Below are 14,863 nucleotides of genomic sequence, written 5' to 3' on the forward strand. Positions count from 1 at the left end.
CTGAATGACTAACTTATTGTATTGGTTCAAGCTTAGCCCTGAATTTCGGCGCAGGTTAGCTTTCTCCACAACTAACTTCAATAAACCGAATTTCGCCGGAAGCAAATGCACATTAACCTGCAATGGTCCCTTGCGAAGCGCGTGTGAAGCCGACACTTCGGTATATTAAGCATTTGCTGTTTTTCTTTTAGTGGCCAAACTGCTAGTCTAGGCGGCGTTTTTTGGACTGTACTGGACTCTACACTTAATGAATAACTCAAAAAAACTCAGTCTGACGGCCCGCATTCTGATTGCAATGGCCCTGGGGGTTCTGGTTGGCGCCGGCTTTAAAAGCCTGTTGGCCGGTGCAGACGAGCGGGTCATTTCCCTGCTCGGACTGGATATTGGCCTCAAAGCATTTTTTGTCGACGGTCTGTTCCATATCGGTGGCCAAATTTTTATGGCCAGCCTGAAAATGCTGGTCGTGCCATTGGTGTTTATCTCTTTGGTCTGCGGTACCAGCTCACTGAGCGACGGCGGAACTTTAGGCCGTTTAGGCGGCAAAGCACTTGGCTTGTACACGCTGACCACCGCCATCGCCATCGCACTGGCTATCTTTTTTGCGGTGTTGGTTTCCCCTGGCGCTGGTGTCGAAATGACCTCAGAGGCCAGTTTCAGCGTGGCTCAGGCCCCTTCACTGGTACAGGTGCTGATCAATATCTTCCCCAGCAACCCAGTGGAAGCCATGGCCAAAGGCGAAATGCTGCAAATTATTGTGTTTGCCGTGTTGATGGGTCTGGCCATTGCGCTTAGTGGTGACGCCGGTGTCCGGGTGCGTAACTTGTTTAATGATTTAAACGAAGTGGTGATGAAGCTGGTAGGTTTTATGATGGCGCTGGCGCCATACGGCGTGTTTTTCCTGATGGCCAAGCTGTTTACCACCCTTGATTTATCCGACTTAAGCAGCCTGGCCTGGTACTTTGGCACCGTGCTTTTTGTGCTGTTGCTCCATGCGTTTATCATCTACGGCAGTTTCCTGAAACTGGCTGGTCAGTTAAACCCACTCATGTTTTTCCGCAAAATGAAAGATGTAGCGCTGTTTGCTTTTAGCATGTCGAGCAGCAATGCCACCATTCCGGTGAACCTGGATGCCACCACCAAACGCCTTGGTGTCAGCAACAACATTGCCTCTTTCACAATTCCTTTAGGCGCTACCGTCAATATGGATGGTACCGCCATTATGCAGGGTGTGGCCACCGTCTTTATTGCCCAGGTGTTCCAGATTGACCTGACCTTTACAGACTATCTGATGGTGATCCTGACAGCCACCCTCGCCTCCATCGGCACCGCAGGGGTGCCGGGCGTTGGCTTGATTATGCTGGCGATGGTACTGCAGCAGGTTGGCCTGCCGGTGGAAGGTATAGCGCTGATTATTGGCGTTGACCGTCTACTGGATATGACCCGGACAGCGGTCAATATTACTGGCGATGCGATGGTGTCCTGCCTGATTGGCAAAAGCGAAAAGCAGTTTGATCAAAGCATTTACGACGACCCGAATGCAGGCAAATCGCTCTGACGTCGGGTTGCAGCAAGCTGCTGCAACGACAACAAAAAAGCCGGAGTTGTTCACTCCGGCTTTTTTGTTTACCAGCGGATCAGGTAAGCCCGCTCAATCAGTCGGCTGACTTTAAACTGGCGCTGAGCAAAAGGCCGTCCCGTCAAATCCCGCACCGCCAATAGCTCAACCGACTGAGCAAAGCGAAACAAAGCATGCACGTCGTGATCAGGTATCGCAAAAGGTGGACCTTGCATTTCGGCAGCAGGATAGTCCAGCGTCAGCAATAACAAGGACGCAGCAGGACACAACTGCTTCAGCTTTTCGACATAGAGGGTACGCATCGCATCTGGCAATGCAATCAAGGCCGCTCTGTCGTAAATCAAGCCAACAGGGCCTAACTGCGACGATTCTAAGGCAAAATAATCGCCTTGCCACAGGCTGATCTGCTCCGCGCTATAGAGCTGGTGAGCACCTTGCGACTGACAGGACGCTGCGAAACCAGCTTCGAGGAAAAACTGCTGGCAGGCCAATTCCGACAACTCTGCACCGACGACAGAGCCAAACTGTCGCCACCACAGCATATCCAGGCTTTTTCCACACAAAGGCACAAAGGTGCTGACGGACGACGACAGTTGCAATTGCTGCGTCAGCACCGGCAACAGCGGATGTACCTCGGTTTGATGAAAGCCAATGCGTTGCTGTTGCCAGCATTGCTGCCAAAACTCAGCCTGCATCAGTGCCAGCCCGTCTGCTGTGCCAACTTTAGCCAGGCTTTATGTACGGCTGCAGCTGCTGCCAGCCCCAGACGCTCGGCCAGTTTGGCTTTCGTCTGAAAACTCACCTGCACTACATGTTTTTCGGCGTAATTCGCCAGCAAGTAGTCATCGCTGGTCTGCAACTTGTCGACCAGCTTCAGCTCTTTGGCCTGATAACCAAACCAGTGCTCGCCTGTTGCTACTTGATCGATATCCAGAACTGGTCTGTGCCGGGCAACAAACTCTTTAAACAGCAGGTGTGTTTGTTCCAGCTCCTGCTGAAACTTTTGCCGGCCTTTGTCGGTGTTTTCTGCAAAGACTGTCACAGTGCGTTTAAACTCACCAGCAGTGAACTGCTCCACATCGATATGGTTTTTCTTCAGCAGTTTGTGAAAATTGGGCAATTGCGCCACCACGCCAATCGAACCCACAATAGCAAAAGGTGCAGCAATAATGGTGTTGGCAATGCACGCCATCATATAACCGCCACTGGCCGCCACCTTATCGACGGCGACTGTCAGTGGGATCTCACGTTGGCGAAGCCGCTCCAGTTGTGAGGCCGCCAGGCCATAGCCGTGCACGACGCCGCCAGGGCTTTCCAGCCGGACCAGCACTTCGTCGCTCGGCTTAGCAACCGCCAGCACCGCCGTCACCTCTTCACGCAGCGCTCCAACTTCATGCGCGTCCATACTGCCATTAAAGTTGATCACAAAAAGTCGCTGTTTATCCGCCCCGTTTGATTTGTCTTCCGGCTGACTTTTCTTCCATTGCTTAAAGGCCTTTTTGTCCAGCAATTGGTGCTGAAGTTCGAGTTGCTGATCCTTGTAGTCGGCGGATAAGTCAGTAAATTCCAGGCCAGCTTTCTGGCCCTTTTGTCGGCTGCTCACCACCAGGATCAGAATGAACGCGACACAAAGCACAATAGTCACGGCCTTGGCCAGAAACAGGCCATAGTGATACAAAAATTCCACGGGATTTCCTTAAGGCAAAAAGGGCATTCTAGCCTGCCGCTGCTGAGTTCAGCAAAAGAAAAGGCCCGGCGAAAGCCGGGCCTTGGTCAGTACAGAAGTTTAGTTGGCCGGAGCCATCACAGCACCGTTGGCCACACTCAGGCCAGCGCCGCGGCTTAACAAGAAACTGACGGTTTGAGTTTGCATCTCGGTGGTCACGGCCGGTACAGTAGGACGCAACAGTGAACCGTGCTCACCGGCAATAAAGCGGCTCAGCGAAGTACCGGTGACAGGGTAAGTGCCTGCCACATTATTCACTGCAGTTGCGCCTAACAGGCGAGCCAGTGGCTCAGTACCTGCTAATGGCATCTCAGCCTTATTCGGGATCACCTGATCCGACAGGCTGTCAGCGCCATTGCCAACCACTTCGTTGATATAAGCCGGAGTGGCCGTTGCAACAAAGGTTGAAGCGAAGTTGTTTGGATCACCAGAATCAGTCACCGTCTGCGCCGCAAAGGCAAACTGGGTAAAGGCAGCATTCAAAGCAGCGACTGCGGCAGTATTGCCAGTGCTGGTCAGGTACTGCACGAATGGCTTGAAGCAAGCTGCATAAGGTGCCGTCTGAGCCCCACCACAGCCTGCTTGAGCTGTGGCGAAGTCAATGTAACCCTGTGCTGTCGTACCACCGGCACCCAACAAGATGCTGGCTTTAATGGTTGGCGCGAAAGCAGCAGATTCCAACAGGAAGTTCGCTACAGCACCGCCAGGTACTGATAAGGCGGCCGAACGCATTTTGTAGAAGGCATCCAGCTGAGCATTGCCAGTGCTGCTATTGGCCATAGCCACTGCAGAAACACCGCTGATAGAACCTAATGAAATACCCAGGAATTGCACATCCTGCGTATTCAGCAAACCAGGTTGGTTATTAAAGTTCATGCCCAAACGCAAACCAAGAATATCGGCAATGCTCTGACGCAGATTATCGCGGGTCACCAGCAGATTCGACAGGTTCATATAGACTGTCGCGTCCACAGTGGTGGCGTTCATCTGACCAAAACCACGGGCGCCGTGCAGCGGATGGTCGATGGCAATAGTCGCAAAACCGCGGGCAGACAGCGCACCTGTAATCGCCAGCATGTCTTCTTTACGTGATGTAATACCGTGTTGCAGGATCACCACAGGCCAACCGGCCGCAGGCTTGGTGACGCCAAGGCTGGCCACCAGAGTTTCGTCCGGTACTGTGACCTGTACAGGCACGTTTTGCACAGAGTTTACTTTAGGAATAACGTTAAACTTGGTCAGGTGACGGAATGTATCCAAGCCAAAATCACGCAGCTGGCCTTTAGACGCAACATCGCAAAATGCATCATTGGCTGCTTGCGCTGGATCCGTGATCTTTGCTGCAGCATCGGTCTTTTGTGCATCGGACATCATTCCAATAATGGCACCAGAATCACAACGGGCCGACCAACGCACATTGAGTGGCGCAGTTGGGTTGGCTTCTGTTGGTGTGCCCAGGTAATAAGGCAGGTTCACTGTGCCGGTATAGAGTCTGGCCATCTGGAATAAAGGACTGGCTGCGGCTAGCTGAGGTGATGCCTGAGCGACTGTTAAGCCAGTATTGGTCAGACTCAATACAGGCGACGCAGCAGTGCCGACCGTTTGTCCCATCAAGCCTTTGATGGTGGCAAATACTGGTTGCACCGATTGGGTCGTGATAGCCGCGGTATAAATAATGCTGTCTTTATTGATGCTTTGCGTCGAAACCACATTTTCGAAGCTATTGATCACGCCTTGCAGCGCCAGCTGTGCAGCTGAACCCAGTGGCTTGGTCGCGATGTCCTGGCGCACCAGTTCATAAGTAACTGAGCCAGCAATAGAACGGCCATCGGAGTCTTTTAACTGGTCAGTCAGCACCAGAATATAGGTGGTGTTCGATTTCAGTGGTTTTAACGGGATCACCGCCACACTGTTGCCACTGGCTTTGCTGATGTAATCCACACCAAAGGTCAGCTTCTTTACCGGTTTACAGGCCACACCTCGGGGTACAGCACGGCAGTCCGCGTCGCTTGACATCGGGTCGCCCATCACGGCTTCAACCAGCATCACCGAACCCGGCATAGAGGCTGTGGCAGCGTCCAATGAAACCCCGCTGGCAAAACTTAAACTGATGGAAAATGGGTTTTGGGTTGACCAGCCGTCCAGAGCCCCTAAAGCCGTTGAAGGGTCTGCATAATTCGGCGCTGCCAGCGCTGCGCCTGTGACCGGGCTTTTTTCGCCTGGCATATATAAGGTGCCGTCATTGGTGCCCTGCAACAACAAATCATTGGGTACAGACAAAGTTCCGGCTGAAGGGTCAAATACCACGCGGGACAGAGGAACCTGTACCTGCCCTCCGGTTTCTGTGTCGTCTTTAATATCATCCAGTGATTCACCGCCACCACAACCAGTGAGGCCCAACGCACTGGCAACGGCAAAGCTAAGCAAAAGCTTCTTCATATGATCTCCCCGTGTCCTGTATTTTTTTGTTTCCGCACCGATCTGGTGCGTTTTTTGTTTTTGTGATCCGAGCTTTAACAGCTACGACCAGTTAAACTTAACCCAAACCAAAAAAATTCGCTAGCGCAAAATAGGGGCACCCAAAGAAAGGTGCAAAAATCTGTTGAAGCAGGTATGCTGCCGCCATTTTTTAAGGTCTGAGATAGTATTATGTTTGTTTATCAAGCTGCCCCAAATGCCTTGGCAGGCAAAGTGATTCTGGTCACCGGCGCAGGTGATGGCATCGGCAAAGCAGCCGCAAAAACCTACGCCGCTTTTGGCGCCACTGTGATACTGCTGGGCAAAACCACCAAAAAGCTGGAAGCCGTCTACGATGAGATTGTCGCCGCAGGTCATCCTGAGCCCGCCATTGTTCCTTTGGATTTAAAAGGTGCCACAGCCAAACATTACAAAGATATGGCCGCAACCATCACGGCTGAATTTGGCAAGCTGGATGGCGTGCTGCATAACGCCGGTATCTTAGGGGTATTGAGTCCCTTTGAGCATATCGACCTGGAAACCTGGAATGACATTATGCAGGTCAATCTGACCTCAGCTATGTTGCTGAGCCAGGCGTTGATCCCTGTGCTGAAGAAAGCTCCGCATGCGTCTATCGTGTTCACTTCATCTGGAGTGGGTCGGCAAGGCCGTGCCTATTGGGGGCCTTATGCGGTCTCTAAGTTCGCCACTGAAGGTTTAATGCAGCTGATGGCTGACGAATACGAAGGCTCGGTGATCCGGGTGAATGCCATTAATCCTGGCGCCACCCGCACTAAAATGCGTAACAGAGCCTATCCAGGTGAAGACCAGTTAAGTTTGCCAACCGCAGACAGCATTATGCCGGTCTATTTGTACCTGATGAGCGATGACAGCCTGAGCGTGAATGGCCAGTCGCTGGATGCTCAACAAAAATAAATGCAGTCTCTGCTAAAACGACCAAGGCCCCTACTTAGGGGCCTTGGTCGTTTTATCCATAACGGACGGCTGCATTATTTCTTCTGCAACAACTCTTCACCGTTGGCCTGAGCCCACAGGTTCCATACATCCACTTTGGTGTTGTAGTTTTCACCCGCTTGCACTACAGCGTCTGCTAACAATGCTTCCACATCTTTCGCATACTTTGCTTCCACTTTATGAAATGGAACCACCTTGATACCACGGTCCAGCAAACCTTGTTTCATGGTGTGGGTTTTTAACAGATGCAACTTGCCACCATCTATATAGAAAAACTGGCTTTCTTTATTGATGGTTTTGAATTTTGGCTTCACAGGACGTTTGCCGACTGGTTCGGCAGATTCAGTCGCCACAACGGCAGCTTCTGCATCCAGTTTGTAACCCAGTTGCTCCAGGGTAAAGCCCTGTGACTTGGCTAAAGCACGGATCTGTTCCAATACTTCCGTTTCTTTCTGACGCTCAACCAGTACAGAATTTAAGGTATCAATTACTTCCTGTAATTTGATGGTCGTGATTTCTTTCGCCGCTTTTTTCAGCTCTTTTTTATCTAATAACAAAGACATTTAAACCTCCGACAATAAAATTAGCCGCAGAATACTACGAAATTGTGCTCTGCAGCTAATATATTTTGCTTATATAAACAGATGGTCAGCAAGAATCTGATGATTTTGCTGATACTGCTTAAAAAGCTAGATGAGATTTATATGTTGTCCAGTAAATGATGTACGAAATTACACCGGACTTTGTTTCAAAAATGCAGCAAAGTCTTTTTTCAGAACTGGATCTTGTAAGCCGTATTCAACAATAGCTTTCAAGTACCCTATCTTGCTACCACAATCATGTGATTTGCCCTGAATATGGTACGCCTCAATCGTTTCCTTCGCGAGCAAAGAATGCAATGCATCAGTCAGCTGTATTTCTCCGCCAGCACCGGGGGCGGTTCGGCGCAATAAGTCCCAAATGTTGGCAGATAACACATAACGGCCTGTAATAGCCAGGTTCGAAGGCGCGTCTTCCAAATCCGGCTTTTCGACCATGTCTTTGATCGATACCGATTGACCCGCCTCTAATACGGCACCATTTAGATCGACAATGCCGTATTTGTCCGCTTCAGCCTGAGGAACAGGTTCCACCATGATCTGGCTGGCGCCCGTTTGTTCAAATCGTTCAATCATGGCTTTCAAATTATGCTTACGCGGGTCGGCCTGATATTTATCAATCAGTACATCCGGCAATATCACCGCAAAAGGTTCGTTTCCGACTACAGGTGCAGCACACAACACGGCATGACCCAACCCCAGTGCGACAGGCTGGCGCACTGAAATCACTGTCACATGTTTTGGGTTGATGGAGCGAACTTCGTCCAGCAATGAACGTTTAACCCGCTTTTCCAGCTGAGTTTCCAATTCAAAGCTGGTATCAAAATGGTTTTCTATCGAGTTTTTACTGGAATGAGTCACCAACACAATTTCAGTAATACCTGCGGCTGCCGCTTCTTCGACCACATATTGAATTAAGGGTTTATCAACTACAGGTAACATTTCTTTCGGAATGGCTTTGGTTGCCGGTAACATCCGGGTTCCCAGGCCTGCGACTGGAATCACCGCTTTTTTTAATTTCATCATCGCAACAATCCTTGCTCTACAGCAATAAACAAGAGTTTTCTCTTCCTATGATACATGCAGGGACTATAATGCGACCAGCTTTCTGTATCCCGACCGAATCCGAAAGCTGGTCGGGGTTCTTCCCCGAGACGGATCAGGTATCGTAGCGCAGTTTTTTCTAAGGTGAGCCTATGTCAGATATCAAACAATTATTTGCTAACAATAAAGAATGGGCAGACCGGATTGAGCAGGAAGCTCCGGGCTTTTTTAAACAATTATCTGAACAACAAGCGCCCGAATATTTGTGGATTGGCTGTTCAGACAGCCGGGTTCCGGCCAATGAAATCGTCGGTTTGTTACCTGGTGAGCTGTTTGTACACCGTAATGTGGCGAATCTGGTGGTGCATTCCGATATCAACTGCCTTTCTGTGTTGCAGTTCGCCATTGATGTGCTGAAAGTGAAACACATTATGGTGGTGGGTCACTACGGTTGTGGGGGCATTGCGTCCGCCATGAACAAGCAGCGTATTGGTTTTGTCGACAACTGGCTGCGCAATATTAAAGATGTGTATGCACTGCATCGTGATGAATTGGATGGCATTGCCGATGAAGCGACACGGCTGAACCGTCTTTGTGAGCTGAATGTGGTCGAACAGGCGCGCAATGTCTGTCACACCAGCTTTGTACAGGACGCCTGGGAGCGTGGCCAGGAACTGACGGTACATGGTTGGGTTTACAGTCTGCGCAATGGCCGGGTGAAAGACTTAAAAGTCAGTCACTCCAACCCATCGCAAATCGACAATATTTATCAGCTGGAGCCGATGGACGAATCCCTCAGCGAAAAATAATCTCTGTGGGTGCAGTGCGCTGATACACCGCACTGTGCCCTTTCACCCAGTCGCCGTTTTTCAGGTACTCAGATTCCACCACCAGCTTTTCTCCTTGCATCACTGAGCGCGAGCGCACCTGAGTAATGCCCTGGGCATTATTTTCTACCTGCTCCAGTGCCACAATAGCGCCAGTAACCTCATCAACCTGCATGGTGCCATGGGTATAAAATCCTGCGGTGGTGAAGTAGTAATAGGCCAGGCTTTGCTGTTTTTCGTCCCAGAAGATCATGCTTTCGCCGCCATATGCCCCCTCATTGATCGAATGAATGGTTTTAATGGCCTGCCCATTGAGCACCCGCAGCCAGCTGGATTTATCGATCATGGTTTCTGTTTTGCCTGGTTCAGTTAAATCACCCTGCCAGAAGCTATTCAGCAGAGGCCTGAACACTTCCAGTTTCGGATGCAGTACCGGCTCAGCAGCCTGAGCCAGCCAGACAACACTCACTAACAACACAGCAATGCATTTCATCAGGGACTCTCCTTATAGAAATCCAGCATGTCCTGCTCAACCTCCTGCGAAAAAGCTTTGGTCTTGCGGGCATAAGCTTCTAAAAAACGATCTTCATCTGTTTGCGGTACCCAGGCCGGCACGGCGGCGGGCTGGCCTTCGGCGTCCAGCGCGACAAAGCTGATAATGCAATGATTGGTTTCCTGTTTGGCGCCGCCTTTGCTGTCAAAGGAGCTGACCTGCACCAGCACCTGCATGCTGGTGGTGCCGGTCTGGACAATACGGGCGACCAGCTCAACCTGATGCCCCACCAGGATCGGATGACGAAAGCGGATAGTCCCTACCGACACTGTGACACAATACAAACCACTCCAGCCGGCGGCACAAGCGTAAGCCACCTGGTCAATCCATTTCATCACCATGCCGCCGTGCACCTTACCGCCAAAATTCACATGGGTGGGTTCTGCCAGAAAACGAAATTCAACCTGTCGTCGCAATGCCATACAGACTCCTTTTTTCGCTAAGCATAGCTGGCTTAAAGAATGACGGTTTTATTGCCACAGACAAAAACCCGGTCTTCCAGCACCAGCTGCAGCGCTTTACTCAGCACATTTTTTTCCACATCACGGCCGGCTTTCACCATATCGGACGCGCTGTAGGTGTGATCCACCGGGGTCACCAGTTGCTTGATAATCGGGCCTTCGTCGAGGTCGTCCGTGACAAAATGCGCCGTAGCACCAATGATTTTCACCCCACGTTTATGTGCCTGATGATAAGGGTTGGCGCCAATAAAGGCAGGCAGAAAACTATGATGGATATTGATGATGCGCCCTTTATAGGCCGCCACAAAAGCCGGGCTTAACACCCGCATAAACTTAGCCAGCACCAGATAATCCGGCTGGTAGCTGTCAATCACCTGTTGCAGCTCCGCCTCATGCTGTTCGCGGCTTTTATGCAAATGACTGACCCAATGATAGGGCAATTCAAATTTTTCGCTTAAGCTTTGCAGTTCAGGATGGTTGCCCACCACAGCAGCAATATCCAGCGGCAAAGAGCCGTCATACACCTTCATCAGAATATCGCCCAGGCAATGGGCCTCTTTGGTCACCAGAATCACCACCCGTTTTTTGCCTTGGGCAATCAGTTGGCGTTTACTGCCGTTGGGCAACGCATGGTCAAGGTCCCATAACAGCGTCTGGTCATTGAAAATGCCTTCAAGCTGCGTGCGCATAAAAAACACGCCGGAGTCCGGGTCTACAAATTCGGTGTTGCGGATAATATTCAGCTGGTGCTTGTAACAAATATTGGTAATTTGCGCGATCAGCCCTTTGGAATCCGGGCATTCCACTAACAGTACTTTCTTTTCCATGGTTCACTATTCTCGTCAAAATCTTCAGGCACAACATGCAGAGCGGAATTTACGTGGAAGGCAACACGGGTTGATTGGCTGCAGGCTCTCTGGCTTGCTTATTTGCTAATGTATCCTGTATATCCGGCGGATTGTAAAGCACTTTTTCTTCTAGCTTAGGCTTTGCAGCAACGAACTTGTCCTCTGCAGAAAGGAACTGCCATAATACCGCCTTGTTATTAGTTGCTTATTAGTGTCAGGCACCCGTTGCCCTGAGGATCGAATGCCCTCTTATCAACTGCAGGTCGTGGGTTACGTCCGCTCCCCATACAAACAAAAATTTGCCATTCCCCGTCAGCCGGGATTGATTGCCGAAGCCAAAGCCGAGCTGGTATTGGAAAAAGGCTATGACGACGATGCGATGGTGCGTGGCATTGAAGCCTTCAGTCATTTATGGCTGGTGTTTGTGTTTCATGAAACTGCCGACAAAGGCTGGTCACCGCTGGTGCGGCCGCCCCGCCTGGGCGGCAATGCCAAAAAAGGCGTGTTTGCCACCCGGGCTACTTTCAGGCCCAACCCTGTGGGTTTATCTGTGGTGAAACTGGAAGGCGTGCTGCGCCGTCAGGGCCGTCTGGTATTGCAATTATCCGGCGTGGACTTGCTCGACGGCACCCCCATTCTTGATATCAAACCTTACCTGCCTTACGCCGATGCATTGCCGGACGCCAGCGGCGGCTTTGCCGACAGTGCGCCAGAAACCGATATGACGGTCAGCTTTTCTGAACAGGCCGACGCCTTTTGTCAGCGCCAACAGCAAGTCCCGGAATTGCGCCTGCTGATCGAAAAAGTCTTGAAGCAAGACCCCAGACCCCAGTACAAAAAACAACGAAGTGACACACAAAGCTATGGCATGACCCTGTATCACTTTAATATCAAATGGACAGTGAACGGAGGCCACAACCATGTTACCGAAATTTCCCTGCAACCGGATAACAGCCGCGAGCCTGCTGACGCTGCTACTGAGCCCGACAACACAGGCGACTGATCTGCCCGCCCTGCCGGAACCGGTCAGTAACCAGGTGGTGCTGGCGACCAGTGTGGGTGGTAAAACCTATGTCAGCAGTTTTATGGGGCTTGGCAGCGGCAAAACAGCCAAGGATGTGCACAACAGAGCCTGGCAATGGACGCAGGGCGAGCCGGTCTGGCAAAACGTCAGCCCTGTACCCAGTCGCGCCCGGTTAAGCGGCCGGCTGGCCGCCAGCGGCGTTACACTGCAAAATCATTTTTTCCTGTTTGGTGGCTACACAGTGGCGGCCGATGGCAGCGAAACCACCAGCGCTGAGAGTTATCGCTACAGTCCGGTCACCCGCACTTACAACAAATTGCCGGATATGCCAGTGGCGGTCGACGACGCCGTCGCGCTGAGTTATCAGAACAGATACATTTACCTCGCCAGCGGCTGGTCGCAGGACGGCAATGTCAATCTGATACAACGCTTTGACAACTTCACGCAAAAATGGAGTCAGGCCACCCCATTTCCGGGCACGCCCAGCTTTGGCCTGGCCGGCGCCATCACTGGCTCAGTGTTGGTGTTGTGTGACGGTGTCGCCGTCAGCTACCAACCTCCACCACGGCAGTATCAAGCGCTGGCGCAGTGCTGGCGCGGCGACATTGACAACAGAGACCCGGCCAAAATTAGCTGGCAAGTGCTGCCCCACCCTGACGGCAAATCCCGCTACCGGATGGCCGCGAGCCCCGTCACACTGGATGGCAAGGTTTATCTGGCCTTTATAGGCGGCAGCGAAACAGCGTATAACTTTAATGGCATGGGCTACAACGGCCAGCCGGCCGAACCCAGCACGGCCATTTGGTTGTTCGACCCGGCCAGTAACCAATGGCAACAAGCCGAACCAGGCCAGGGCGTGATGGACCTGCGAACCCTGATCAGCCTGAATGGCGAATTATATAGCCTGGGCGGTATGCTCAAAGGCCAGCAAGTCACAAACCAGTGGACCCAACATCAGATTAAACTTCAGCCCTGAGCTGCACCTTGGTAGAATGGCTGTAATTATTAAGAAGAAAACAACACGGAATTCAGTATGCGGACAAGTCAGTATTTAATTTCTACATTAAAAGAAACCCCTGCAGACGCCGAGATTATCAGCCATCAGCTGATGATGCGTGCAGGTATGGTACGTCGCCTCGCCTCAGGCCTTTATACCTGGTTGCCGTCAGGCCTGCGGGTGTTACGCAAGGTGGAACAGATTGTCCGCGAAGAAATGAACAAAGCCGGTGCCATTGAAGTGCTGATGCCTGTGGTGCAGCACGCCGAGCTGTGGCAGGAATCTGGCCGCTGGGACAAAATGGACGCCGAACTGCTGCGTTTTAAAGACCGCCACCAGCGCGACTTCGTGTTAGGCCCGACTCACGAAGAAGTGATCACCGACCTGGTACGTAAAGAGATCACCAGCTACAAACAGCTGCCAATCAATCTGTATCAAATTCAGACTAAATTCCGTGACGAGCGTCGTCCACGTTTTGGTGTGATGCGCGCCCGTGAGTTTTTAATGAAAGATGCCTATTCCTTTCATTTAAGCCAGGAAAGCCTGCAACAAACCTACGACGCCATGTACCAGGCCTACTGCAATATTTTCACCCGTCTGGGCCTGGATTTCCGCCCAGTACTGGCCGACACCGGCGCCATTGGTGGCAGCATGTCGCATGAGTTCCATGTACTGGCGGCATCCGGTGAAGATGCCATTGTGTTCTCCGATGGCAGCGACTACGCCGCTAATATCGAAAAAGCTGAAGCGCTGGCGCCAACCGGTGCCCGTCCTGCCGCAAGTCAGGCCAAAGCCGAAGTCGCCACGCCTGATGCCAAAACCATCGACCAAGTGTCTGCCTTGTTGCAGGTCGCGGCAGCTCAAATTGCCAAAACCCTGATTGTGCGTGCCCACTCGGACGACGAAAAAGCACCAGTCAGCTTCGTCGCGCTTATTCTGCGTGGCGACCATGAACTGAATGAAATCAAAGCAGAAAAACACCCGCTTATTGCCAGCCCGCTGCAATTTGCCACCGAAGACGAAGTGAAAACCGTCTGTGGTGCAGCTCCGGGTTCTGTCGGTCCTGTTGGCCTGAGCATTCCGGTCATTGTTGACCACAGCGCCGCGCATCTGGCGGATTTTGTCTGTGGCGCCAATAAAGATGGCTTCCACCTGACTGGCGTGAATTTCGACCGCGATATTCAAAACTACCAAAGCTACGACTTACGCAACGTGGTTGAAGGTGACCCAAGCCCATGCGGCAACGGCACGCTGGTGATCCGTCGTGGTATTGAAGTGGGCCATATTTTCCAGTTAGGCGACCGCTATTCATCCGCGATGAAAGCCGGCGTGCTGAACGAAGAAGGCAAACACCAAATCATGACCATGGGTTGTTACGGGGTCGGCGTCAGCCGTATTGTTGCAGCCGCCATAGAGCAAAACCATGACGAGTTTGGCATTAAGTGGCCTGTCGCTATTGCCCCCTTTACTGTGGCGCTGGTGCCGATGAATATGCACAAATCTGTGCGTATCCAGGAAGCGGCTGAGGCGCTGTACAGCGAACTGACTGCCGCCGGTTTTGAAGTGCTGTTTGACGATCGGAAAGAGCGTCCTGGAGTGATGTTTGCCGATATGGAACTGCTGGGTGTGCCTTTCCATATTATCGTGGGTGAACGCAATCTGGATGAACAGAAAGTCGAACTGAAAAACCGTCTGACCGGTGAAAAACAACTGCTTGAACTGAACCAGGTGCAAGCGGTCCTGAAGTCTCTGGTCTAACCGGCAATTGCGGGCTCA

14 protein-coding genes are annotated in these 14,863 nt (G+C 51.6%); 6 read left to right on the plus strand and 8 right to left on the minus strand.

The genetic code is table 11. The annotated features are described in order from the left end of the window. Positions 1-247 precede the first annotated feature (247 nt). Positions 248-1,555: a dicarboxylate/amino acid:cation symporter gene (locus tag ACFO3I_RS16990; protein WP_377336047.1), complete on the plus strand. Its 1,308-nt coding sequence runs from the start codon at positions 248-250 to the stop codon at positions 1,553-1,555. Between the two features lie 68 nt (positions 1,556-1,623). On the opposite strand, the gene ACFO3I_RS16995 is transcribed toward ACFO3I_RS16990, so the two are convergent. The 3 genes from ACFO3I_RS16995 to ACFO3I_RS17005 all read right to left on the minus strand — a co-directional run bounded on the left by ACFO3I_RS16995 (position 1,624) and on the right by ACFO3I_RS17005 (position 5,741). After that, positions 1,624-2,271 (minus strand): thiopurine S-methyltransferase, encoded by a 648-nt coding sequence (locus ACFO3I_RS16995; protein WP_377336050.1) that lies wholly within the window; start codon positions 2,269-2,271, stop codon positions 1,624-1,626. Next, positions 2,271-3,263: a protease SohB gene (gene sohB, locus ACFO3I_RS17000; protein ID WP_377336053.1), complete on the minus strand. Its 993-nt coding sequence runs from the start codon at positions 3,261-3,263 to the stop codon at positions 2,271-2,273. Before sohB ends, ACFO3I_RS16995 begins: the two co-directional genes overlap by 1 nt. 99 nt (positions 3,264-3,362) lie before the next feature. Then, positions 3,363-5,741 carry a VolA/Pla-1 family phospholipase gene (locus tag ACFO3I_RS17005; protein WP_377336056.1) on the minus strand — a complete coding sequence of 793 codons (2,379 nt, stop codon included), beginning with the start codon at positions 5,739-5,741 and terminating at the stop codon, positions 3,363-3,365. Positions 5,742-5,951: 210 nt separating this feature from the next. Between ACFO3I_RS17005 and ACFO3I_RS17010 the strand changes: the two genes are divergently transcribed. Then, complete coding sequence (locus ACFO3I_RS17010) at positions 5,952-6,695, plus strand: YciK family oxidoreductase (protein ID WP_377336058.1); 744 nt, start codon at positions 5,952-5,954, stop codon at positions 6,693-6,695. 74 nt (positions 6,696-6,769) lie between these two features. Here the strand turns inward: ACFO3I_RS17010 and ACFO3I_RS17015 are convergent, their stop codons facing one another. Both ACFO3I_RS17015 and galU read right to left on the minus strand, forming a co-directional pair. After that, the gene (locus tag ACFO3I_RS17015) at positions 6,770-7,297 is read right to left on the minus strand and encodes an H-NS family histone-like protein (RefSeq protein WP_377336060.1); all 528 of its coding nucleotides are present in this window, start codon (positions 7,295-7,297) and stop codon (positions 6,770-6,772) included. A 168-nt stretch (positions 7,298-7,465) separates the two neighbouring features. Next, positions 7,466-8,359 (minus strand): UTP--glucose-1-phosphate uridylyltransferase GalU, encoded by an 894-nt coding sequence (gene galU / locus ACFO3I_RS17020; RefSeq protein ID WP_377336062.1) that lies wholly within the window; start codon positions 8,357-8,359, stop codon positions 7,466-7,468. Positions 8,360-8,529: 170 nt separating this feature from the next. On the opposite strand from galU, the gene can reads away from it, so the two are divergent. Further along, positions 8,530-9,186, plus strand: a complete 657-nt coding sequence (gene can / locus ACFO3I_RS17025) for a carbonate dehydratase (protein ID WP_377336064.1) — start codon at positions 8,530-8,532, stop codon at positions 9,184-9,186. On the opposite strand, the gene ACFO3I_RS17030 is transcribed toward can, so the two are convergent. Genes ACFO3I_RS17030 through purU form a run of 3 tightly spaced genes read right to left on the minus strand, consistent with a single transcriptional unit; the run spans position 9,173 to position 11,045 of the window. Continuing rightward, on the minus strand, positions 9,173-9,697 hold the full coding sequence (locus tag ACFO3I_RS17030) for a hypothetical protein (protein WP_377336066.1): 525 nt from the start codon (positions 9,695-9,697) through the stop codon (positions 9,173-9,175). The genes can and ACFO3I_RS17030 overlap by 14 nt on opposite strands. Then, positions 9,697-10,179, minus strand: coding sequence for an acyl-CoA thioesterase (locus ACFO3I_RS17035; protein WP_377336068.1), 483 nt, complete (start codon positions 10,177-10,179; stop codon positions 9,697-9,699). The genes ACFO3I_RS17030 and ACFO3I_RS17035 overlap by 1 nt, the downstream gene beginning before the upstream one ends. A gap of 32 nt (positions 10,180-10,211) precedes the next feature. Next, a complete protein-coding gene (gene purU, locus ACFO3I_RS17040; RefSeq protein ID WP_377336070.1) occupies positions 10,212-11,045 on the minus strand; it encodes a formyltetrahydrofolate deformylase in 834 nt (277 codons plus the stop codon). Between the two features lie 262 nt (positions 11,046-11,307). Here purU and tsaA point away from each other — a divergent pair, with 262 nt between their 5' ends. From tsaA to ACFO3I_RS17055, 3 genes are read left to right on the plus strand one after another with little or no spacing between them, the layout of a single operon-like run. Further along, on the plus strand, positions 11,308-12,069 hold the full coding sequence (gene tsaA, locus ACFO3I_RS17045; protein WP_377336072.1) for a tRNA (N6-threonylcarbamoyladenosine(37)-N6)-methyltransferase TrmO: 762 nt from the start codon (positions 11,308-11,310) through the stop codon (positions 12,067-12,069). Continuing rightward, positions 11,987-13,066, plus strand: coding sequence for a Kelch repeat-containing protein (locus ACFO3I_RS17050; protein ID WP_377336074.1), 1,080 nt, complete (start codon positions 11,987-11,989; stop codon positions 13,064-13,066). The genes tsaA and ACFO3I_RS17050 overlap by 83 nt, the downstream gene beginning before the upstream one ends. A gap of 57 nt (positions 13,067-13,123) precedes the next feature. Further along, positions 13,124-14,845, plus strand: coding sequence for a proline--tRNA ligase (locus ACFO3I_RS17055; protein WP_377336076.1), 1,722 nt, complete (start codon positions 13,124-13,126; stop codon positions 14,843-14,845). Positions 14,846-14,863: the final 18 nt, after the last annotated feature.

This window comes from Rheinheimera marina, assembly GCF_042654345.1.
GTDB classification, from domain to species: domain Bacteria; phylum Pseudomonadota; class Gammaproteobacteria; order Enterobacterales; family Alteromonadaceae; genus Pararheinheimera; species Pararheinheimera marina.

Excerpts from the sequence above, each read along its gene's own strand:
- ACFO3I_RS16995 (WP_377336050.1), bottom strand. The coding sequence starts at position 2,271 with ATGCAGGCTGAGTTTTGGCAGCAATGCTGGCAACAGCAACGCATTGGC.
- ACFO3I_RS17010 (WP_377336058.1), top strand. The coding sequence starts at position 5,952 with ATGTTTGTTTATCAAGCTGCCCCAAATGCCTTGGCAGGCAAAGTGATT.
- galU (WP_377336062.1), bottom strand. The coding sequence starts at position 8,359 with ATGATGAAATTAAAAAAAGCGGTGATTCCAGTCGCAGGCCTGGGAACC.
- ACFO3I_RS17015 (WP_377336060.1), bottom strand. The coding sequence starts at position 7,297 with ATGTCTTTGTTATTAGATAAAAAAGAGCTGAAAAAAGCGGCGAAAGAA.
- ACFO3I_RS17005 (WP_377336056.1), bottom strand. The coding sequence starts at position 5,741 with ATGAAGAAGCTTTTGCTTAGCTTTGCCGTTGCCAGTGCGTTGGGCCTC.
- ACFO3I_RS17055 (WP_377336076.1), top strand. The coding sequence starts at position 13,124 with ATGCGGACAAGTCAGTATTTAATTTCTACATTAAAAGAAACCCCTGCA.
- ACFO3I_RS17030 (WP_377336066.1), bottom strand. The coding sequence starts at position 9,697 with ATGAAATGCATTGCTGTGTTGTTAGTGAGTGTTGTCTGGCTGGCTCAG.
- can (WP_377336064.1), top strand. The coding sequence starts at position 8,530 with ATGTCAGATATCAAACAATTATTTGCTAACAATAAAGAATGGGCAGAC.
- ACFO3I_RS16990 (WP_377336047.1), top strand. The coding sequence starts at position 248 with ATGAATAACTCAAAAAAACTCAGTCTGACGGCCCGCATTCTGATTGCA.
- ACFO3I_RS17050 (WP_377336074.1), top strand. The coding sequence starts at position 11,987 with ATGTTACCGAAATTTCCCTGCAACCGGATAACAGCCGCGAGCCTGCTG.
- tsaA (WP_377336072.1), top strand. The coding sequence starts at position 11,308 with ATGCCCTCTTATCAACTGCAGGTCGTGGGTTACGTCCGCTCCCCATAC.
- purU (WP_377336070.1), bottom strand. The coding sequence starts at position 11,045 with ATGGAAAAGAAAGTACTGTTAGTGGAATGCCCGGATTCCAAAGGGCTG.
- ACFO3I_RS17035 (WP_377336068.1), bottom strand. The coding sequence starts at position 10,179 with ATGGCATTGCGACGACAGGTTGAATTTCGTTTTCTGGCAGAACCCACC.